The sequence below is a fragment of the Streptomyces sp. NPDC048523 genome (assembly GCF_043199815.1).
Lineage (GTDB): Bacteria > Actinomycetota > Actinomycetes > Streptomycetales > Streptomycetaceae > Streptomyces.
Map to the genome: position 1 here is coordinate 69699 of NZ_JBICWQ010000013.1, position 20335 is coordinate 90033.

Annotated in this window: 19 protein-coding genes and 1 riboswitch; of the genes, 11 read left to right on the forward strand and 8 right to left on the reverse strand. The window is 70.2% G+C overall.

All coding sequences use genetic code 11. The features are described 5' to 3' along the window. A complete protein-coding gene (gene glgX, locus ACGFWE_RS39830) occupies nt 1–2235 on the reverse strand; it encodes a glycogen debranching protein GlgX (RefSeq protein ID WP_393605157.1) in 2235 nt (744 codons plus the stop codon). 218 nt (nt 2236–2453) lie between these two features. Between glgX and ACGFWE_RS39835 the strand changes: the two genes are divergently transcribed. The 6 genes from ACGFWE_RS39835 (at nt 2454) to ACGFWE_RS39860 (ending at nt 8899) form a co-directional block, all read left to right on the forward strand. Beyond that, nucleotides 2454–3686, forward strand: coding sequence for an Ig-like domain-containing protein (locus ACGFWE_RS39835; protein WP_393605159.1), 1233 nt, complete (start codon nt 2454–2456; stop codon nt 3684–3686). 162 nt (nt 3687–3848) lie between these two features. Further along, a complete protein-coding gene (locus ACGFWE_RS39840) occupies nt 3849–5093 on the forward strand; it encodes an Ig-like domain-containing protein (RefSeq protein ID WP_393605161.1) in 1245 nt (414 codons plus the stop codon). Nucleotides 5094–5366: 273 nt separating this feature from the next. Next, nucleotides 5367–6134, forward strand: coding sequence for an enoyl-CoA hydratase-related protein (locus ACGFWE_RS39845; protein ID WP_352389306.1), 768 nt, complete (start codon nt 5367–5369; stop codon nt 6132–6134). 262 nt (nt 6135–6396) lie between these two features. Then, nucleotides 6397–6900, forward strand: coding sequence for an ATP-binding protein (locus tag ACGFWE_RS39850; protein WP_393605163.1), 504 nt, complete (start codon nt 6397–6399; stop codon nt 6898–6900). Nucleotides 6901–6953: 53 nt separating this feature from the next. Continuing rightward, nucleotides 6954–7691, forward strand: a complete 738-nt coding sequence (locus tag ACGFWE_RS39855; protein WP_393605165.1) for a polysaccharide deacetylase family protein — start codon at nt 6954–6956, stop codon at nt 7689–7691. Further along, complete coding sequence (locus ACGFWE_RS39860) at nt 7691–8899, forward strand: YncE family protein (RefSeq protein WP_393605167.1); 1209 nt, start codon at nt 7691–7693, stop codon at nt 8897–8899. The genes ACGFWE_RS39855 and ACGFWE_RS39860 overlap by 1 nt, the downstream gene beginning before the upstream one ends. On the opposite strand, the gene ACGFWE_RS39865 is transcribed toward ACGFWE_RS39860, so the two are convergent. Further along, the gene (locus ACGFWE_RS39865; RefSeq protein ID WP_352389310.1) at nt 8870–9550 is read right to left on the reverse strand and encodes a GNAT family N-acetyltransferase; all 681 of its coding nucleotides are present in this window, start codon (nt 9548–9550) and stop codon (nt 8870–8872) included. The genes ACGFWE_RS39860 and ACGFWE_RS39865 overlap by 30 nt on opposite strands. Before the next feature lie 174 nt (nt 9551–9724). On the opposite strand from ACGFWE_RS39865, the gene ACGFWE_RS39870 reads away from it, so the two are divergent. Further along, the gene (locus ACGFWE_RS39870) at nt 9725–9943 is read left to right on the forward strand and encodes an EF-hand domain-containing protein (protein WP_330264349.1); all 219 of its coding nucleotides are present in this window, start codon (nt 9725–9727) and stop codon (nt 9941–9943) included. Between the two features lie 361 nt (nt 9944–10304). Here the strand turns inward: ACGFWE_RS39870 and ACGFWE_RS39875 are convergent, their stop codons facing one another. From ACGFWE_RS39875 to gcvT, 6 genes are all read right to left on the reverse strand, one after another. Further along, entirely contained in the window at nt 10305–10847 is a 543-nt protein-coding gene (locus ACGFWE_RS39875; protein WP_352389312.1) for an MOSC domain-containing protein, read from the reverse strand. 27 nt (nt 10848–10874) lie between these two features. Continuing rightward, nucleotides 10875–11432 (reverse strand): glycoside hydrolase family 25 protein, encoded by a 558-nt coding sequence (locus tag ACGFWE_RS39880; protein WP_352389313.1) that lies wholly within the window; start codon nt 11430–11432, stop codon nt 10875–10877. Between the two features lie 223 nt (nt 11433–11655). Next, complete coding sequence (locus ACGFWE_RS39885; RefSeq protein WP_352389314.1) at nt 11656–13023, reverse strand: L-serine ammonia-lyase; 1368 nt, start codon at nt 13021–13023, stop codon at nt 11656–11658. Nucleotides 13024–13079: 56 nt separating this feature from the next. Continuing rightward, nucleotides 13080–14342, reverse strand: a complete 1263-nt coding sequence (gene glyA / locus ACGFWE_RS39890; protein WP_352389315.1) for a serine hydroxymethyltransferase — start codon at nt 14340–14342, stop codon at nt 13080–13082. Between the two features lie 14 nt (nt 14343–14356). Next, complete coding sequence (gcvH, locus tag ACGFWE_RS39895) at nt 14357–14734, reverse strand: glycine cleavage system protein GcvH (RefSeq protein WP_031058756.1); 378 nt, start codon at nt 14732–14734, stop codon at nt 14357–14359. 98 nt (nt 14735–14832) lie between these two features. Further along, nucleotides 14833–15951 (reverse strand): glycine cleavage system aminomethyltransferase GcvT, encoded by a 1119-nt coding sequence (gene gcvT, locus ACGFWE_RS39900; protein WP_352389316.1) that lies wholly within the window; start codon nt 15949–15951, stop codon nt 14833–14835. A 165-nt stretch (nt 15952–16116) separates the two neighbouring features. Then, nucleotides 16117–16214: riboswitch (glycine riboswitch) on the reverse strand. A 182-nt stretch (nt 16215–16396) separates the two neighbouring features. Between gcvT and ACGFWE_RS39905 the strand changes: the two genes are divergently transcribed. The 4 genes from ACGFWE_RS39905 to ACGFWE_RS39920 all read left to right on the forward strand — a co-directional run bounded on the left by ACGFWE_RS39905 (nt 16397) and on the right by ACGFWE_RS39920 (nt 20328). Next, entirely contained in the window at nt 16397–17065 is a 669-nt protein-coding gene (locus ACGFWE_RS39905; RefSeq protein ID WP_352389317.1) for an AAA family ATPase, read from the forward strand. A 67-nt stretch (nt 17066–17132) separates the two neighbouring features. Further along, entirely contained in the window at nt 17133–17924 is a 792-nt protein-coding gene (locus ACGFWE_RS39910; RefSeq protein WP_352389318.1) for an enhanced serine sensitivity protein SseB, read from the forward strand. Nucleotides 17925–18199: 275 nt separating this feature from the next. After that, complete coding sequence (locus ACGFWE_RS39915) at nt 18200–18994, forward strand: enhanced serine sensitivity protein SseB C-terminal domain-containing protein (RefSeq protein WP_352389319.1); 795 nt, start codon at nt 18200–18202, stop codon at nt 18992–18994. 335 nt (nt 18995–19329) lie between these two features. Then, the gene (locus ACGFWE_RS39920) at nt 19330–20328 is read left to right on the forward strand and encodes an ABC transporter permease (protein ID WP_393605172.1); all 999 of its coding nucleotides are present in this window, start codon (nt 19330–19332) and stop codon (nt 20326–20328) included. Nucleotides 20329–20335 lie beyond the last annotated feature (7 nt).

The following is a 20335-nucleotide window of genomic DNA, read 5'->3' on the forward strand; positions in this document are numbered from 1 at the left end:
TTAATGCACCCGCAACAACAGCACCGCCCGCGCCGGAATCGTGATCGACGTCCCCGCCCGGTGCACCACTCCCGGCGCCTCCCCCTGTTCCTCCCTCGACGTGTCGACGACCACCTCGTACCGCTCCGCCCACGGCGGCCCCGGCAGCAGGAAGGGCGCCGGGCGGTCGCCGGCGTGCAGGACGGCGAGGAAGCTGTCGTCGACGATCGGGGCGCCGCGTTCGTCCCGGCCGGGGATGTCCCGCCCCGACAGATACATGCCGAGCGTGGCGGCCGGCGCGTACCAGTCCCGTTCCGTCATCTCCGTGCCGCGGGCCGTGAACCAGGCCAGGTCCCGCAGCCCGTCCGCCGAGTGCGCCCGGCCCGAGAAGAACGCCCGGCGCCTGAGCACCGGATGCCGGTGACGCAGGTCGATCAGGCGGGCGGTGAGGTCGAACAGGGCCTTCCAGCCGGGGTCCTCCAGCAGCCCCCAGTCCACCCAACTGATCTCGTTGTCCTGGCAGTAGGCGTTGTTGTTGCCGCGCTGGGTGCGGCCCAGCTCGTCACCCGCGACCAGCATCGGCACACCCGTCGACAGCAGGAGGGTGGTCAGCAGGTTCCTGAGCTGCCGCCGCCTGAGGGACCGTACGCGCTCGTCGTCCGTCTCCCCCTCCGCCCCGCAGTTCCACGCCCGGTTGTCGTCCGTGCCGTCCCGGTTGCCCTCGCCGTTCGCCTCGTTGTGCTTCCTCTCGTACGACACCAGGTCCCGCAGGGTGAAACCGTCGTGCGCGGTGATGAAGTTGACCGAGGCGTACGGCCGCCGCCCGCCCCACGCGTACAGGTCGCTGGAGCCGGACAGCCGGTAGCCGAGGTCCCGTACGTCCGGCAGGGCGCCCCGCCAGAAGTCGCGTACGGCGTTGCGGTAGCGGTCGTTCCACTCCGTCCACAGGGGCGGGAAGGCGCCCACCTGGTAGCCCCCGGAGCCCACGTCCCACGGCTCGGCGATCAGCTTCACGCGCCGCAGCACCGGGTCCTGGGCGATGACCGCGAGGAAGGGGGACAGCATGTCGACGTCGTGCATGGAACGGGCCAGCGCGGCGGCCAGGTCGAAGCGGAAGCCGTCCACGCCCATCTCCGTCACCCAGTAGCGCAGGGAGTCGGTGATGAGCCGCAGCACATGCGGCTGGACCACGTGCAGGGTGTTGCCGCAGCCCGTGTAGTCCGCGTAGCGCCGGGCGTCGGACTGCAACCGGTAGTACCCGCGGTTGTCGATGCCCTTCAGGGACAGCGTGGGTCCCAGTTCGCCCGCCTCCGCCGTGTGGTTGTAGACCACGTCGAGGATGACCTCGATCCCGGCGGCGTGCAGCGCGCGCACCATGCGCTTGAACTCGCCGACCTGCTGGCCCGTCGTACCGGAGGCGGCGTAGGTGGCGTGGGGCGCGAAGTAGCCGATGGAGTTGTAGCCCCAGTAGTTCTTGAGACCGCGCCGCAGCAGATGGTCCTCGTGCGCGAACTGGTGGACGGGGAGCAGTTCCACGGCCGTGACGCCGAGTTTCACGAGGTGCTCGATCGCGGCCGGGTGCGCCAACCCGGCGTACGTCCCGCGCAGTTCCTCGGGGATGCCGGGGTGCAGCGCGGTGAACCCCCGCACATGGACCTCGTAGATCACCGAGTCCGCCCACGGCGTCTTCGGCCTGTGGTCCTCCGCCCAGTCGTCGTCATCGTGGACGACCACGCCCTTCGGGACGTACGGCGCCGAGTCCCGGTCGTCCCGTACGGTGTCCGCGACCTGCTGCTGGGGCCAGTCGCGGACATGGCCGTACACCTCGGGCGGCAGGCTGAAGTCGCCGTCCACCGCGCGGGCGTACGGGTCGAGGAGCAGCTTGGCCGGGTTCCAGCGGCCGCCGGTCCACGGGTCCCAGCGGCCGTGCACCCGGAAGCCGTAGCGCTGGCCGGGCATGACGCCGGGGACGAAGCCGTGCCAGATCTCGTGGGTCAGCTCGGTCAGCCGGGCCCGGGTCTCCTTGCCGTCCGCGTCGAACAGACACAGCTCCACGGACTCGGCGCCACCCGCCCACAGCGCGAAGTTGGTTCCCGCGACCCCGTCCGGGCCGACCCGGAACCGGGCGCCCAGCGGGGTTGGCGCACCGGGCCACACCGGCACGGGCGGTACCCCCCGCCGCTCGCCGTTCACCAGCGCGGCGGGGCGCTCCTCGGCGGCTTCCGTCACCGCCTCCTGCTCGGCTGCGCTGGACACCGGTCGGCCTCCCACGGCTCGTGGAACGAGGTGGAAAAGAGCGCACGGCGTCCCAGCCGCGGCACCCCTCACGTCGTTCTCCCCACTGTTCTGCCCAACCCGCGCCTCGCACTCACGTTTCCCTGGACGGGGTGGTGGTCGGACTTTACGGGGCGTTTTCTCGTAGGGGTGCGGCGCGCCGACGTTTCTCCCGGGTGGCCCCGGTCGTTGGGGTTCCCGTGAGGCATGGACATGGGCGCGCTCGGCGCGCAGGGGCCGCTCTGGCCGCCGTAGTGACATGGGCGGGACTGCTGGCCGGGGCCGTCGGCTGTACGGCGGGCGGGGACGGCGGGATCGGGGGTGTCGGTGGGTTCGGGAAGCCGCCCGCACCCGAGGACGTGATCAGGGTCGTACCCGACGACGGCACCAAGGGCGTGCCGCCCGAGGAGCGGCTGGGGGTCCGGGTGCCCGGCGGCCGCCTGGAGTCGGTCACCGTCGTCAAGTCCCAGGACGCGCAGGACTTCCCGGTGCCCGGGCACATCTCCGACGACGGCCTGCGCTGGGAGCCCGACGAGGCACAGCTGGCGCTGGCCGCCGAGTACACCGTCGACGCGGTCGCGCTCGACGCCCACGGCCGCCGCTCGGCCCGGCACACCACCTTCACCACCTACGTCCCCGAAGAGCGCTTCGTCGGGTACGTCAGCCCGGAGAACCGCTCCACCGTCGGCACCGGGATGATCGTCTCCCTGGAGTTCAACCGGGAGATCGAGGACCGCGCAGCCGTCGAGCGCGCCGTACACGTCACCTCGAAGCCGCCCGTCGAGATCCGCCCGCACTGGTTCGGCCACGGCCGCCTCGACTTCCGCCCCGAGCACTACTGGACGCCGGGCACCCGCGTGACGGTCGCGCTGCGACTGCGTGATGTGGAGGGCGCGTCCGGCGTCTACGGCCTGCAGGACCGGACCTTCTCCTTCACCGTCGGCCGCAGCCAGGTCTCCCTCGTCGACGCGGCCCGGCACACCATGCAGGTCAGACGGGACGGCGAACTGCTCGCCACCGTGCCGATCACCGCCGGCGCCCCGAAGACGACCACCTACAACGGCAAGATGGTCGTCACCGAGATGCTCGAAGTGACCCGCATGAACAGCCGCACGGTCGGCTTCGGCGGCGAGTACGACATCCCGGACGTCCCGCACGCCCTGCGGCTGACCGACTCCGGCACCTTCCTGCACGGCAACTACTGGGCGCCCACCGCCCCCGGCAGGGTCAATGTCAGCCACGGCTGCGTGGGCCTCAGGGACGTGAAGGGCGGCAGTTCGGACACGCCCGCGGGCTGGTTCTTCGACCGCAGCCTTGTCGGGGACGTCGTCGAGGTCGTCCACAGCAATGACAAAAAGGTCGCTCCCGACAATGGCCTCGGGGGATGGAATATGGGCTGGAAGGAGTGGAAGGCGGGCAGCGCGGTGAAGTAACCGGGCAGGGGGGCGGCCCGTCCCGACTCTCCCTCGGAGTTGGGACGGAATGGTGACCTTGGACTTACACGATGCTCAAAAGTCTGCGGTTAATATTCGCCGACGCGTCGGTAGAACGCGTAGGGGAGCGGGCCTGACCAGGCCCTTCGAGGGGAGAAACACTTGAACGTGCGACCGATATCGGGGGCGTCGGTTGACGCGCGGGGGCGCGGGGCCAAGGGACTGTCGGCGCTGATACTCGGCGTTCTGCTGCTGGGCGTCACCGCCTGCGGCGGGGGGGATTCCGGTTCCGGTTCCGGTGACTCCAAGGCCGAGAAGGGCAACTCGTCCGCCACCGGGACCAAGCAGTCCGAGGCGGTCGTCTCCATCACCCCGAAGGACGGGGCGAAGTCCGTCGACACCAGCGGTGCCCTGAAAGTCGGCGCCGCCAAGGGCAAGTTGACCGAGGTGCAGGTCAAGGACGCCAAGGGCACCGCGATAGCCGGGAAGATAGCCGCCGACGGCGCCTCCTGGACGCCGTCCACCCATCTCGCCTCCGGCACCAAGTACTCGGTGCACGCGGTCGCGAAGGACGCCGAGGGCCGCACGGCCGCCGAGGACTCCAGCTTCACCACCCTGACCCCGAAGAACACCTTCATCGGCACGTTCACGCCCGAGGACGGCTCGACGGTCGGCGTCGGAATGCCGTTCTCCGTCCGCTTCACCCGGGGCATCACCAGCCCCGAGGACGTCGAGAAGGCCATCACGATCAAGACCTCGCCGGCCGTCGACGTCGAGGGCCACTGGTTCGGCAACGACCGCCTGGACTTCCGTCCCGAGAAGTACTGGAAGGAAGGCACCAAGGTCACCGTCGACCTCAACCTCAACGGGGTCGAGGGCCGCGACGGCGTCTACGGCGAGCAGAACAAGACCGTCTCCTTCACCATCGGCCGCGACCAGGTCTCCGTCGTCGACGCCAAGAAGCACACGATGAAGATCACCCAGGACGGCCGGACCATCAAGACCCTCAAGGTCACCACCGGCAAGCCCGGTTACGACACCTGGAACGGCCAGATGGTCATCAGCGAGAAGCTCGCGGTGACCCGGATGAACGGCGAAACGGTCGGCTACGGCGGCGAGTACGACATCAAGGACGTCCCGCACGCCGCCCGCCTCACCGACTCCGGCACCTTCATCCACGGCAACTACTGGGGCGGCGACGCCTTCGGCAACTACAACGCCAGCCACGGCTGCGTGGGCCTGCGCGACGTCAAGGGCGGTTACGACAGCGGTGTCCCGGCCGCCTGGTTCTTCAACCACTCGATGATCGGCGACGTGGTCGTGGTCAAGAACTCCGACGACGCGACGGTCGCACCGGAGAACGGCCTCAACGGCTGGAACATGTCGTGGGAGAAGTGGAAGGCATAGCCCGCACGACGACCAGCGGCCCCGGTGCGCGGTACGGCACCGGGGCCGCTGCGACGATGCCGTCAAGGTGGGCGATCGCACCGGCCGGTCGTCGTCAGCCGCGTGCTGTGTCTGTCCGACGGCGACCCCTGACCTCCGGCCGGGTGCGGGCGACCGTACCCGGCCGGTCGTTGGCCGCCGCGCTGTGTTTGTTTGCGGGCACCCTCCGGACCTCCGGCCGAATGTGGGCGACCGCACCGGCCCGTCGTCGTTAGCCGCCGTTAACCTGCTGGCATGACCGTGAATCTCGAAGTCGCCGAAGGTGTCGGCACCATTCGTCTCGACCGACCGCCCATGAACGCGCTGGACGTGGCCGTCCAGGACCGGCTGAAGGAGCTCGCCGAGGAGGCGACCCGGCGCGAGGACGTGCGCGCGGTGATCGTGTACGGCGGGGAGAAGGTGTTCGCGGCCGGTGCGGACATCAAGGAGATGCAGGCCATGGACCACACCGCGATGGTCCTGCGCGCCCGCGCCCTGCAGGACTCGTTCACGGCGGTGGCTCGCATCCCCAAGCCGGTGGTCGCGGCCATCACCGGTTACGCCCTGGGCGGCGGCTGCGAGCTCGCGCTGTGCGCCGACTTCCGGATCGCCGCGGAGAACGCCAAGCTGGGGCAGCCGGAGATCCTGCTCGGCCTGATCCCCGGCGCCGGCGGCACCCAGCGCCTCGCCCGGCTGATCGGCCCGTCCAGGGCGAAGGACCTGATCTTCACGGGTCGTATGGTCAAGGCCGACGAGGCGCTGACGCTCGGCCTCGTGGACCGGGTCGTGCCCGCCGAAGAGGTGTACGCCGAGGCGCACGCTTGGGCGGCGAAGCTCGCGAAGGGACCGGCGATCGCGCTGCGCGCCGCGAAGGAGTCGATCGACACGGGACTCGAGACCGACATCGAGACGGGCCTCGCGGTGGAACGGAACTGGTTCGCGGGTCTGTTCGCCACGGAGGACCGCGAGCGGGGCATGAAGAGCTTCGTCGAGGAGGGCCCCGGCAAGGCGAAATTCCTCTGAACCCCTTGCAATTGACGCGACGTCTGATCCGGGTCCCTCGATGGGGCGGTTTATGGGAGCCTTAACACACCCTTAAGTCTGCCTTGTCGAGGGAGTCCGTGGATTGCCTCCCAGCGAGCCTCCGCCGCAGCTCAGAAGGGCTGTCGAAGGCGTCGAAGTGCCAATGGCATATGCCGATCACCGCCAACGGAACGAAGCATTCCGGGGGGTGTATTCGTCGGGAACGGCCCCGGAGGGCGCTGTGGGCGGCCATGATGGGGGCATGGCGGGGCTGGAGGGTTTCGAACAGCCGCGGGGAGACAGCCGAACGACGGCGGCGCGCTGGTCTCCGGCGGTCGAGGACGAGCACGCACTGAAAGCGCTCGAACTGTTCGGAAATCCCACGGAGGCCGAGGTCCCGCTGCCGTCCCGGCCGGAGTCCGCGGCGGCCGCGCGGCGCCTGACCCAGGTGATCGTCCTCCGTCACTGGGGACTCACTCCCAAGATGGCCGAGGACGCGGTGTTACTCGTGTCCGAGCTGGTCGGCAACGCGGTACGGCACACGGGCGCGCGGGTGTTCGGTCTGCGGATGCGGCGTCGGCGGGGGTGGATCCGGATAGAGGTCCGGGACCCGTCACGCGGACTGCCCTGTCTGATGCCGGTGCAGGAGATGGATCTCAGCGGGCGCGGACTGTTCCTCGTGGACAAGCTGTCGGACCGATGGGGCGTCGACCTGCTGCCTCGTGGAAAGACGACATGGTTCGAGATGCGGGTGGCCGATAGGTAGTCGGTGGGTAGCCGGTGGGTCGATCAGCGTCAATCTCCGGCATAACCCCTTAAATGGGGCGAGTGACCGCTACCGATCGTCGGGCCGTGCTCCTCGCCACCGCTGGGCTGACGCTGGCCGCGGGATGTGCGACCAGGAACGCCGTCGCTCACCCGGCCCACTCCGCCGCCACGGCCTCCGCCCTGCCCGCCCTGAACGCCCAGCTCACCCACGGTCCCCGCGACCGCCCCCGTGTCGCCCTCACCTTCCACGGCAACGGCGATCCCGCCACCGCCCGCGCCCTGCTCACCGAGGCCGAGAAGCACGGCGCCCGTGTCACCGTGCTCGCCGTCGGCACCTGGCTCGACGCGCATCCCGACATCGCCCGGCGCGTCCTCGACGGCGGACACGACCTCGGCAACCACACCCTCCACCACCTCGACATCAACGCGATGTCCGAGGCCCAGGCCAGAGCGGAGATCGTCGGCTGCGCCGAACGGATCCGGCGGCTCACCGGGTCGGTCGGGACCTGGTTCCGCCCCTCCCGTACGCCCACCGCCTCCCCGCTCGTCACGCGGCTGGCCCGGGAGGCCGGCTACCCCCACGTCCTCTCCTACGACGTCGACTCCCTCGACTTCACCTCGCCCGGCGCCACCGCCGTCGCCCGCAAGGTACTCGCCGAGATCCGCGAAGGATCCGTGGTGAGCCTGCACTTCGGGTACGCCGACACGGTCGCCGCCCTCCCCGTCGTACTGGAAGAACTCGACCGGCGCGGCCTGGCCGCGGTGACCACCACGGAGTTGTTCAGCTGATGCCCCCCACCCTCCTGAAGCGCCGCCTCGTGCGGAGCACCCTGATCGCGGGTGCCGCGTTCGTCGCCCTCGCCGCCTGCGGTACCGGGACCGAGAGCGGGGTGCATGAGGCCGTCGGCACCAAGGCGGCAGTCCCCGCCCCCGTGAAGCCGGTGAAACCGGTGAGAAAGACGGTCGACGGGCTGCCCGGGATGCCGCCCGTCCTCGACCCGAAGGACGTCTACGCGGCGGACCGGCCGAACAGGCTGTCACCGGTGGTCAAGGACTTCCCGTCGCGGGTCTACGTGCCCAACACCGAGTCCGACACCGTCTCCGTGATCGACCCGAGGACGTACGAGGTCGTCGAGACGATCCGGGTCGGGCGGCAGCCCCAGCATGTCGTTCCCTCGTGGGACATGAAGACCCTCTGGGTCAACAACGACCGCGGGAACACCCTCACCCCGATCGACCCGAGCACCGGGAAGGCGGGCAGGCCGGTCGACGTGCACGACCCGTACAACCTGTACTTCACGCCGAACGGCAAGTACGCGGTCGTGATGGCCTCCCTCGACCGCGAGCTCGTCTTCCGCGACCCGCACACCATGGAGCGCAGGAAGACCGTGCCGGTCAGCTGCTACGGCGTCAACCACGCCGACTTCTCCCCGGACGGGAGGTACTTCATCGTGTCCTGCGAGTTCAGCGGTGAGCTGCTGAAGGTCGACACCGAGAAGATGGAGGTGGTCGGACAGCAGAAGCTCCCCTTCCACGGGGCCATGCCGCAGGACGTCAAGGTCTCACCGGACGGGAAGCGGTTCTACATCGCGGACATGATGGCCGACGGGATGTGGGTCCTGGACGGCGACACCTTCGGCAAGCCGGCCCTGCTGCCCACCGGCAAGGGCGCCCACGGCCTCTACGTCAGCCGCGACTCCCGCGAGATGTACGTCTCCAACCGCGGCGAGGGGACCGTCTCCGTCTTCGACTTCACCGAGAACCGGCTCACCACGAAGTGGCGCCTCCCCGGCGGCGGCAGCCCCGACATGGGCGGCGTCTCCGCCGACGGCAAGGTCCTGTGGCTGTCCGGCCGCTACAACTCCGAGGTCTACGCCATCGACACCCGAACCGGCGCCCAGCTCGCCCGTATCAGGGTCGGCAGCGGACCGCACGGGCTCGCGGTGTACCCCCAGCCGGGGCGGTACTCACTCGGTCACACCGGCATCTTCCGCTGAGCGGTCGAGGAGCTGTGGGGCCGCGGCGAGCAGCACCGCCTCCGCGCCCACCGGACGGTAACCGGCCGCCTGGAACGCCCGCATGCTGCGGGCGTTCCCCGGGGACACCTGGGCCCACAGCGGCTCCTCGGCGAGATGCCTCGCCGCGTTCACCAGCGCACGCCCCAGACCCCGGTGCCGTACGTCCTCGTCCACCTCGACCGAGACCTCAAGACGGCCGCCGACCCCGCGCCCCGTCACCAGCACGCCGCCCGGCGCCGTCCAGGCACGAATGCCGTCACGCCGCCTGCGGGCGTAGACGACCCGGGGGTGGTCGGGGTCCTCGATCTCCCTCAGCGTGAGCGGCGGTTCGCCCGGGAGCGGGTCGCCGACCAGCATCGCGTCGATGGTCTCGGACCTGCGCCCGGTCCGGTCCAGGAAGGCGGTCAGGAACCGCGGGTTCATGGTCGCGGCCAGCGCGTCGCAGTCCAGGCCGCGCAGGGTGGCGTGCACCCACTCCGGGTCCTCGTCGGTGAAGACGACCGAGTGCGCAGTGAAGGACAGCACGCCCGCGTCCCGGTGGCACTCCTGCGGTACGACCGTCGTGCCGCCGTCCGCGGGCGGGAAGACCCCGCGGGCCGCCGCGTCGAGAATGTCCCGCAAGGTCTCCATCACACCGCTCCTCGAGTCGCCACCCAGTGGATGGCCCACCCTCGCAGACACGATCGAGGACGGCACCGCGGTTTTCCCCGGTGGTCGCCGTACTGGAGGTCCGGGCGGGCCGCTAATCTGACCTGCGGCAGCAAGCCAGCAGGACACGACAAAGGCAAGAAAAGGGGCGGACCGGTGGCGCACATCGACATCGAGGAAGCACGCAAGCAGTTCGAGCGGATCGATGCGGACGGTGACGGCTCCATCACCGCCGCCGAGTTCAAGTCCGCCCTGGCCCAGGGCGGCGACTGGAACGTGACCGAGTCGGTCGCCGAGGCGATCATCAAGAGCCGCGACCTGAACGGCGACAAGCTCCTGTCGTTCGACGAGTTCTGGGCCTACCTGAACAAGTAGAGCCGACGGTGAGGGGGGCGCCCCGACGGGCGCCCCCTTCGTCATGCCCGGCCCCGGCCCCGGATCCGTACCGTCCAGGGCGTCGATCAGCTGCTCGCGGCCCGGCAGGTCGAGACCGGTCGCCGACTCGTCGAGCAGCAGGAGCCGCGGCTCGGGCATCAGCGCGCGGGCGATGAGAGTGGGGAGTTCACGCCGGTCCTGCGCGAGGGCCTGGTCGAGCTGCTGGCCCTGACCGGCCTGCGCGACGACGCCCCCACACCGCGGACGAGGCCCACGCGGCGCTGGTCCGGGCGGTGGCCGACGGGGACGCGGAGGGGGCGGCGGAGATCCTGCGGGGGGAGCTGGAGGATCCGTTCGCGGGCTAGACGATGTCCAGCGCCCGGTGCGGACCCTCGGGCAGCTCCACCCCCACGGCGTCCCCGGCCCGCACCACACCCCCGCTGACCACCACACTCATGATCCCGGACCGGAACAGCGCCCGGCCGTCGTCACTCCGGCCCACGACCTGCTTCAGCAGCCCCTTCTGGAACCCGTCGATCTGCGCGCACGGATTCCGCAGCCCGGTCACCTCCACGACGGCCTCGTCGCCCAGGTGCAGCAGGGTCCCCACCGGCAGCCCCAGCAGATCGACGCCACGCGTCGTGACGTTCTCCCCGAGCTGCCCGGCGCCGACCTCGAACCCGGCCTCACGGAGTTCCTCGAACAGCTCCTCGTGCATCAGGTGTACTTGCCGGAGGTTCGGCTGCGAGGGGTCCTTCCTCATCCGGAACCGGTGCTTGACCGTCGCCCCGCCGTGGACGTCCCCCTCCACCCCGAACCCGGCGAGCAAGGTGATGCTCTCCCGGTTCGGCTTCGTGAACGAGTACGTACCGTTGCTGCTGACCGCAGTGATCGTCCTACCCATGCCCGAAGCCTATGCGCGGCCCCGGGGTCAGGCGTCGGTGGCCCACTCGCGCAGGGCCGCCTTGCTCGCGAAGTCGGCGACGTTCTTGTCCACGGGGTCGTCGGTGTACTGGTGGAAGCGCCACTTGGCCTTGATGCGGGGTTTGCCGGCCGTGACGTAGTCGGCGATCCAGAGGCCGTCGCCGGCGTACGACGTGGTGTCGACCGTCAGCCAGTAGTGCCGGTTCGTGTAGAGCACGACCCGGTTGTTCGGGCGCAGCTGCTTCACCTTGCGGATGAAGCTGTCCTTCTCCGCGTTGCTGGCGTGGGTGCCGTCGCCTGTCGTCTCCCAGTCGACCGCGAGGATGTCGCCGCCCTTCTCGGGGGCGTGTTTGACGAAGTACTCGGCCTGGGCGGTGAGGTTGCCGGGCCACAGGAAGTGGTAGAAGCCGACGACCAGCCCGGCGTCGCGGGCGTGCTTGGTCTGGGCGGAGAGCTTCGGGTTGGTGTAGGAGCGGCCCTCCGTCGCCTTGACGAAGACGAAGGAGAGGCCCTCCGTGCTGTAGGAGGAGGACTGGTAGGCGCTGACATCGATACCTCGGAGCATGTGGGGGCTCCCTGAAGTGTGGGTGGGGGGACGGGAGTTGATGATGCCCCACATGTCGGCGGAGGAACCTCGACTGCGCGCGGGCGCCGGTCCGGGCGGCACGGCAACCTGCGCCGACCGCGGGACACGCCGTACTGGTCTGTCATGACCGGAATGCAGTGAACTGTCGACAGGGGGAACGTGTCGCTACTGCTCGCTCGCGCCGGGGCGAACCTCGCCCGCCTCAGCACTCGATGATGTTCACCGCGAGCCCGCCCCGGGCCGTCTCCTTGTACTTCACGCTCATGTCGGCCCCGGTCTCCTTCATGGTCTTGATGACCTTGTCCAGGGACACCTTGTGCGAGCCGTCGCCCCGCAGCGCCATCTTGGCCGCCGTGACCGCCTTCACCGCGGCCATGCCGTTGCGCTCGATGCAGGGGATCTGGACCAGGCCGCCGACCGGGTCGCAGGTCAGGCCCAGGTTGTGCTCCATGCCGATCTCGGCGGCGTTCTCGACCTGTTCGGGGGAGCCGCCGAGGACCTCGGCGAGGGCGCCCGCGGCCATCGAGCAGGCCGAGCCGACCTCGCCCTGGCAGCCGACCTCGGCGCCGGAGATGGAGGCGTTCTCCTTGAAGAGCATGCCGATGGCGCCGGCCGCCAGCATGAACCGGACGACACCCTCGTCGTCGGCGCCGGGCACGAAGTTCATGTAGTAGTGGAGCACCGCGGGGATGATGCCGGCGGCCCCGTTGGTCGGGGCGGTCACCACCCGTCCGCCCGCCGCGTTCTCCTCGTTCACCGCCATCGCGTAGAGCGTGATCCACTCCATGGAGTGCGCCAACGGATCGCCCTCGGCGCGCAGTTGGCGGGCGGTGACGGCGGCCCTGCGGCGCACCTTGAGCCCGCCCGGCAGGATGCCCTCACGGGACATGCCCCGCGACACGCACGCCCGCATGACCTCCCAGATCTCCAGCAGCCCGGCCCGGATCTCGTCCTCGGTGCGCCAGGCCCGCTCGTTCTCCAGCATCAGGGCGGAGATCGACAGACCGGTCTCCTTCGCCAGCCGCAGCAGCTCGTCGCCGGTGCGGAAGGGGTACTTCAGGACCGTGTCGTCCAGCTTGATCCGGTCCGCGCCCATGGCGTCCTCGTCGACGACGAACCCGCCGCCCACCGAGTAGTACGTCTTCGACATGAGCTCGGCGCCCGAGGCGTCGTACGCCCACACCGTCATGCCGTTCGCGTGGTACGGGAGGGCTTTGCGGCGGTGCAGTACCAGGTCGTCGTCGAAGGAGAAGGGGATCTCGCGCTCGCCGAGCAGCTTCAGGACGCCCGCGGCCTTGATCTCCGCCACCCGCTCGTCCGCGTTCTCCACGTCCACCGTGCGCGGGGAGGCACCCTCCAGGCCGAGCAGCACCGCCTTCGGGGTGCCGTGGCCGTGGCCGGTCGCGCCCAGGGAGCCGTAGAGCTCGCAGCGCACCGAGGCGACGGAGGACAGCAGGTCCTCATTGCGCAGGCGGCGGGCGAACATGCGGGCCGCGCGCATCGGGCCGACCGTGTGGGAGCTCGACGGGCCGATGCCGATCGAGAACAGGTCGAAGACCGAGATGGCCACGGGAACTCCTTCACAAAGGGTGGGGGCACACGTCGTCGGGTGCCCCCACCGTGGAACTACTTGTTCAGGCCGGCGTACAGCGGGTGCTTGTCGGCGAGGGCCTTCACCCGGGCCTTGAGCGACTCCGCGTCGTACGACGGCTTCAGCGCCGACGCGATGACGTCCGCGACCTCGGCGAAGTCCTCGGCCGTGAAGCCGCGGGTGGCCAGGGCGGGCGTGCCGATCCGCAGCCCCGACGTCACCATCGGCGGGCGCGGGTCGTTGGGGACGGCGTTGCGGTTGACCGTGATGCCGACCTCGTGGAGACGGTCCTCGGCCTGCCGGCCGTCCAGCTCGGACTCGCGCAGGTCGACGAGGATGAGGTGGACGTCGGTGCCGCCGGAGAGCACGTCGATCCCGGCCTCCCGGGCGTCGTCGGCCGTCAGACGCTCGGCGAGGATGCGCGCACCGTCCACCGTACGCCGCTGGCGCTCCTTGAACTCCTCCGAGGCCGCGACCTTGAAGGACACCGCCTTCGCCGCGATCACATGCTCCAGGGGGCCGCCCTGGAAGCCCGGGAAGACGGAGGAGTTCAACTTCTTCGCGAACTCCTTCTTCGCGAGGATGATCCCGCCGCGCGGTCCGCCCAGCGTCTTGTGTGTGGTGGAGGTGACCACGTCCGCGTACTCGACGGGGTTCGGGTGCAGCCCGGCCGCCACCAGGCCGGCGAAGTGGGCCATGTCGACCCACAGGTACGCCTCGACCTCGTCGGCGATCCGGCGGAACTCCGCGAAGTCCAGCTGCCGCGGGTACGCCGACCAGCCCGCGATGATCACCTTGGGCCGGTGCTCCTTGGCGAGCTTCTCCAGCTCGGCCATGTCGACGAGGCCCGACTCGTCCACGTGGTAGGCGACGACATTGAACTGCTTGCCGGAGAAGTTCAGCCGCATCCCGTGGGTCAGGTGACCCCCGTGCGCCAGGTCCAGGCCCAGGATCGTGTCGCCGGGCTGGGCCAGCGCGAACAGGGCGGCCTGGTTCGCGGAGGCCCCGGAGTGGGGCTGCACGTTGGCGTACTCGGCGCCGAACAGCTCCTTGACCCGGTCGATCGCGATCTGTTCGGCCACGTCGACGTGCTCGCAGCCGCCGTAGTAACGGCGGCCCGGGTAGCCCTCGGCGTACTTGTTGGTGAGGACCGAGCCCTGTGCCTCCATGACCGCGAGCGGAGCGAAGTTCTCCGAGGCGATCATCTCGAGGGTGGACTGCTGACGGTCCAGCTCGGCGTCGACCGCGGCGGCGATCTCCGGGTCGAGTTCGTGCAGGGGGGTGTTCAGTGCGGACATCGGGTGCGGACTCCTCAGCCGGCGGAAAAGGCGGTGTACTCGTCGGCGGAGAGCAGGTCGGCCGGCTCCTCCGAGACGCGTACCTTGAACAGCCAGCCACCCTCGAAGGGGGCGGAGTTGACCAGTGCCGGGTCGCTCACGACGTCCTCGTTGACCTCGGTGACCTCACCGGAGACGGGGGAGTACAGGTCGCTGACCGACTTGGTCGACTCCAGCTCGCCGCAGGTCTCGCCGGCGGTCACCGTGTCACCGACCTCCGGGAGCTGGACGAAGACGACATCGCCGAGCGCGTTGGCCGCGTGCTCGGTGATGCCGACCGTCGAGACGCCGTCCTCGGCGCCCGACAGCCACTCGTGCTCCTTGCTGTAGCGCAGCTGCTGGGGGTTGCTCATGGCCTGAATTCTCCTGTACGCGGGGGAGTGCTGGTGAAGGGGGGACTGCGGAAGGCGTGCGTGAGCAGTGACTCTGTGCCCAGCATCACCTACGGCGGCTACTTCTGGCGCTTGTAGAACGGCAGCGCCACGACCTCGTACGGCTCGTGGCTGCCCCGGATGTCCACACCGACACCCGTCGTGCCGGGCGTCGCGTGCGCGGCGTCGACGTACGCCATCGCGATCGGCCTGCCCAGCGTGGGCGAGGGGGCACCGGAGGTGACCTCGCCGATCACCTCGCCGCCCGCGACGACCGCGTACCCGGCCCGCGGGACGCGGCGCCCCTCGGCGACGAGCCCGACCAGGACGCGCGGGGGGTTCTCGGCGGCGCGGGAGGCGGCTGCCTCGAGCGCCTCGCGCCCCACGAAGTCCCCCTCCTTCTCGAACTTCACGACCCGCCCGAGCCCGGCGTCGAAGGGGGTCAGCTCCCGTGAGAGTTCGTGCCCGTACAGCGGCATGCCCGCTTCCAGGCGGAGCGTGTCCCGGCAGGACAGCCCGCAGGGGACGAGCCCGACGCCCTCGCCGGCCTTGGTCAGCGCCTGCCACAGCTCGACCGCGTGCTCCGGCTTCACGAACAGCTCGAAGCCGTCCTCGCCGGTGTACCCGGTGCGCGCGATCAGCGCGGGCACCCCGGCGACCGTGCCCGGCAGACCGGCGTAGTACTTGAGGCCGTCCAGGTCAGCGTCGGTCAGGGACGCGAGGATGCCGGGGGACTCCGGTCCCTGTACGGCGATCAGCGCGTAGGCGTCCCGGTCGTCGCGCACCTCGGCGTCGAAGCCGGCCGCGCGCTCGGTCAGCGCGTCCAGCACGACCTGGGCGTTGGAGGCGTTGGCGACCACCAGGTACTCGGTCTCGCCGAGCCGGTAGACGATCAGGTCGTCGAGGATGCCGCCGTCGGCCTGGCAGATCATGGTGTAGCGGGCCCGGCCGACACCGACCGAGGCGATGTTGCCGACCAGGGCGAAGTTCAGCAGCCCGGCCGCCTGCGGCCCGGTCACGGTGATCTCGCCCATGTGGGAGAGGTCGAAGAGCCCGGCTTTCGTGCGTACCGCGGTGTGCTCGTCGCGCTCGGAGCCGTACCGCAGGGGCATGTCCCAGCCGGCGAAGTCGGTCATCGTCGCACCGAGCGAGCGGTGCAGGGCATCGAGCGCGGTGAGACGGAGTTCAGAACTGCTCATCGGACGGTCGTCTCCAAGGATCCCAGGACATGGGTGTGACGGGCGAGGTATTCCTCCCCATCTGTCATCGGAACCTGAGAGGTTCGCCCCGGCCACACGAGTGGCCGGTGGCTTGCACCGTGGGTGGGGCCACCGTCGAGTCGGCGGCCCGCTTTTCAGATGTGCCTCGCCCGCGCGGTAACGGGGCCTGAGAGATTCAAGGGAGGGACTTGCTCCTTCGGCGCCCGGGTACACGTACCCCGGGACTCTCCCGCGCGGATTCAAGCGGCCGGTATGCAGTTGGCGCCGACATCATTGCACGCATCCGACGCCCACGGCAGGGCCGCCTCGGCCCCTCCCTTCTGTAACCGGCTCGTGACGGTACGCGTACAGAAACACGAGAGATCATCCATTACCTTCTCTTTACGCTCGGTGGGGAGGGGAAGCCCGACCCCGGAGGAGGACGATGACGGTGAACAGGACCACGGCGTACGCGACGACCTCGGGGCTCGCGCTGCCCGAGCAGCCCGCGGCCCCGGCGGTCGAGACCCCGGGGGCCCGCCCGGTCGTCCGTGACCTGCGCGACCGCGCGGGCCGCAGTCCGCACGCCCTGCTCTTCGGCCCCGGGGACCTCGTCGTCATCACCGGCCTGCCCGGCAGCGGCAAGTCCACGCTGATGAGGCGTGCGGTCAAAGGCATCCGGATCGACTCCCAGGACACCCGCGACCGCTGGGACGGCCGGCTGGCCCGCTTACTGCCGTACGCCGCCTACCGCCCCCTGGTCCGGCTCGCGCACTACGCCGCACTGCGCCGCGCCCTGCGCTCCGGCGAGGGAGTGGTGGTGCACGACTGCGGGACGCAGGCCTGGGTGCGGGGCTGGCTGGCCCGCGAGGCGCGGCGCCGGGGCGGCACCCTGCACCTGCTGCTGCTCGACGTCACCGCGGACACCGCGCTGGAGGGTCAGCGCGAGCGCGGCCGGGGGGTCTCGCGGTACGCCTTCCTGCGGCACCGGGGGGCGGCCGCCCGGCTGATCCGCTCCGTGGAGCGCGGCGACCTGCCCCAGGGCTGCGGTTCGGCGGTGCTGATCGACCGGGACGCGGCGGACGTCCTGCGGCGGATCGGGTTCACGGGCTGAGCCACACATCCTCCGCACCCGCTAGCCTTTCAGCCACATCAGCGGTTCACAGCAGGCGGTCACACAGATGGACTTCCCGGCGGATCTTCCCGCGCACTTCCCGGCACAGTCGGCACACCCCCATCCGCACGGCGGATGGCCCGGCAACGAGCTGGAGGAGGTGCTCTCGGCCTCCCTCGGCATGCCCTCGGCGGGCGCCCGGATCATCGAGGTGCTCGGCCGCAGCTTCGTCTGGATCCCCCTGCCGAACGGCGGCGGCCCGCACAGCGGCCCCCTCGACCTGCCCACCCTGGAGATCGAGGGCCAGGCGTACGTCCCGGTCTTCAGCTCCGAGGAGCAGTTCCGCCAGGTCGTCGGCAGCCATCTGTCGTACACCATCGCCCCGGCGGTCGAGTTCGCCCGCGGCCTGCCCCCGCACGTGGGCGTCGCGGTGAACCCCGACGGCGTGGTCGGCGTCCCCCTCCCGCCCGCCGCCGTCGCCGAGCTGTGCCGGGTGGGCCGCACCCCGCTGGACGGGCCCAACACCGGCGGCCGGGTCAAGCTCTACGAGCCGGACTGGCAGGACGACCCGGTCGACTTCCTGGCAGCCGCGTCCGCCGAGTTCGCGGCCACGGGAGTGGTCCTCACGGCCCGCCGCTGCCTGGCCGCCATCGAGACCGCCGACCCGGTCATGTTCGTGGGCGTGGAACTCTCCCAGTGGGAGGGCGACCTGCGCACCCTGCCGATGGACGCCCTCGGCCGGGCCCTGGGGCGGACCCCGGTGCACTGGCCGGTCAACCTGGTCCTGCTCGACGTGGCGGACGACCCGGTGGGCCACTGGATGCGGGGGCAGGTACGGCCCTTCTACACGCGGGGCTAGGGCCCTTCTGATGGATCTCCGCGGCGTCGCGACGCCCGGCACGCACGCTCACCGCACGGCGCGAAGGGCCAGGTGGCTCCGCCACATGACCCTCCACGCCGCACGCCGATCGCACGCACCGAACGCCGCTCCTTCTTCCACGGAGATCCATCAGAAGGGCCCTAGCGCGACAAGGCACGGACGACCCGCACTCGCCGACGACGCACAGGTCCCGAGCTGGTGGGCGCTTAAGCTGGTTTCATACTCGGGGAACTTTCAAGAAGGGGCGATACGACGTGAGCGCCAGCGGCACCGCGACCGGCACGGTCGAGCACATGCTGCGCCAGGTGACGCCCGGGCGCTACGACGCCTACGAGGCATTGCTCAAGGCACTCGCGACCCCCGGATCCGGCCAGATCTGGATGCTCCTGTGGCACGGCCAGTCCGGCTCCCCGGACGCCCAGTACGCGAACATGGAGGTCGGCGGCTACGGCTACGCCCCCTGTGTGACCTCGGCCCAGGAGCTGAGCGCCAGCGGCTGGAACCGTTCGTACGAAGTGGTCGACGGCATCGACGTGGCCCGCACGCTCTACCCCGACCACTACGGACTCTGGCTCAATCCGCACGCCCCCGGCGGCGGGGTCGGCATCCCCTGGCTCGACCTGCGGCGCATCGCGACCGGCCTGGAGCGCCAGCCCGCGGGGCCGCTCAGGCTGTCGGAACCCGGCATCGAGATCCCCCAGTTCTACGCCCTGCTGGTGCAGAACGCCCACCGCACCCCGGCGGTCCGCTCGCTGCGCCGCGCCTGGGTGCAGCCGGCGCTCGGGGCGCCGTATCTGGCCATCGGCCTGGACGTGTACGACACCAGCCCCTCGGCCGTGGACTCGGTGCGCGCGATGATGCAGCAGTCCATCGGCGCCGTCCCGGACGGGCTGCCGGTGTCGACCGTGGCGATGTCCGACGAGTACGACCCGGTGGCGCTGTGGATGCGCGCCGGGGCCCGTCCGTTCTACGACCGTGAGGCGCACGGATCCCCGGCCCAGGCGCCGGCAGCCGGGTACGGCTACCCGCCGGCCCGTGGCGGTTACTGAGAGCGATGACAACCCGTTCGCCTCGTTTACGTAACGGCCACATTTCTTCGCGCGTAGATAGCGGCGGATCATCACGATCGTCGCCTATTGTGCCGTTCTGTCCCAACTGGCATGCGTCCGGGAGGCGTTACCCGCTGTTCGGATAACGGAATCCTTCGTACTGCATCACGGTTACGCATACTTTCTTCGTCAGGCCTGGCGGGTGATCGCAGCGAAGCTGAAGACTCCCCAGGCAGACGCAGGATCAGACGTTCCTGTGCGCTGAGCAAGTCGACAAAGCCGTAATCCACGGCAGGTGTAGGCCGGTCACCACCGGCGAGAGGGGTCGGGTCACTGTGACCGCACCGATCGAGACCACCGGGGCGCAGGCCGAGGCGCAGCCGGAGGCTGTCCTCGTCGGCGTCGACAAGGGGCAGATCGAGGGCCGTTCCCTGGGGCAGATCTCCTGGTCCCGGTTCAAGAAGGACAAGGTGGCGGTCGCCGGTGGCGTGATCGTCATCCTGCTGATCCTGCTCGCGGTGCTCTCCCGGCCCATCCAGGCCATGTTCGGCCTGGACCCGAACGCCCTGCACCAGGACCTGATCGACCCGAACACCTCGCTGCCCAAGGGCGACTTCGGCGGCATGAGCTGGTCGCACCCGCTCGGTGTGGAGCCGAAGTTCGGCCGCGACATCGCCACCCGCATCCTCGAGGGCTCCTGGGTCTCGCTGGTGGTCGCCTTCGGCGCCACGATCCTGTCCAACACGATCGGCGCCGTGCTCGGCGTGGTCGCCGGCTACTACGGCGGACGGGTCGACACGATCATCAGCCGGCTGATGGACACCTTCCTGGCGTTCCCGCTCCTGCTGTTCGCCATCGCCATCTCGGCCACGCTCCAGGGCGGCGCCTTCGGCCTCGAGGGTCTGCCGCTGCACATCAGTGTGCTGATCTTCGTCATCGGCTTCTTCAACTGGCCCTACCTGGGCCGCATCGTGCGCGGCCAGACGCTGGCCCTGCGCGAGCGGGAGTTCGTCGACGCCTCGCGCGGGATGGGGGCCAGGGGGCCGTACATCCTGTTCCGGGAGCTGCTGCCGAACCTCGTCGGCCCGATCATCGTCTACTCGACGCTGCTCATTCCGACCAACATCCTCTTCGAGGCGTCGCTGAGCTTCCTCGGCGTCGGCATTCAGCCCCCCCAGGCCTCCTGGGGCGGCATGCTCAACCAGGCCGTCGACTTCTACCAGGTCGACCCGCAGTTCATGATCGTGCCTGGTCTGGCCATCTTCGTGACCGTGCTGGCGTTCAATCTGCTCGGCGACGGTCTCCGCGACGCTCTCGACCCGCGCAGCCGCTGACCCGCGG

What these genes read in the sequence shown, in the direction of transcription:
- ACGFWE_RS39845 (WP_352389306.1), top strand. Translation starts at nt 5,367, where the DNA reads ATGACCGTGAATCTCGAAGTCGCCGAAGGTGTCGGCACCATTCGTCTC.
- ACGFWE_RS39850 (WP_393605163.1), top strand. Translation starts at nt 6,397, where the DNA reads ATGGCGGGGCTGGAGGGTTTCGAACAGCCGCGGGGAGACAGCCGAACG.
- ACGFWE_RS39855 (WP_393605165.1), top strand. Translation starts at nt 6,954, where the DNA reads ATGGGGCGAGTGACCGCTACCGATCGTCGGGCCGTGCTCCTCGCCACC.
- ACGFWE_RS39860 (WP_393605167.1), top strand. Translation starts at nt 7,691, where the DNA reads ATGCCCCCCACCCTCCTGAAGCGCCGCCTCGTGCGGAGCACCCTGATC.
- ACGFWE_RS39865 (WP_352389310.1), bottom strand. Translation starts at nt 9,550, where the DNA reads ATGGAGACCTTGCGGGACATTCTCGACGCGGCGGCCCGCGGGGTCTTC.
- ACGFWE_RS39875 (WP_352389312.1), bottom strand. Translation starts at nt 10,847, where the DNA reads ATGGGTAGGACGATCACTGCGGTCAGCAGCAACGGTACGTACTCGTTC.
- ACGFWE_RS39880 (WP_352389313.1), bottom strand. Translation starts at nt 11,432, where the DNA reads ATGCTCCGAGGTATCGATGTCAGCGCCTACCAGTCCTCCTCCTACAGC.
- glyA (WP_352389315.1), bottom strand. Translation starts at nt 14,342, where the DNA reads ATGTCCGCACTGAACACCCCCCTGCACGAACTCGACCCGGAGATCGCC.
- gcvH (WP_031058756.1), bottom strand. Translation starts at nt 14,734, where the DNA reads ATGAGCAACCCCCAGCAGCTGCGCTACAGCAAGGAGCACGAGTGGCTG.
- gcvT (WP_352389316.1), bottom strand. Translation starts at nt 15,951, where the DNA reads ATGAGCAGTTCTGAACTCCGTCTCACCGCGCTCGATGCCCTGCACCGC.
- ACGFWE_RS39905 (WP_352389317.1), top strand. Translation starts at nt 16,397, where the DNA reads ATGACGGTGAACAGGACCACGGCGTACGCGACGACCTCGGGGCTCGCG.
- ACGFWE_RS39910 (WP_352389318.1), top strand. Translation starts at nt 17,133, where the DNA reads ATGGACTTCCCGGCGGATCTTCCCGCGCACTTCCCGGCACAGTCGGCA.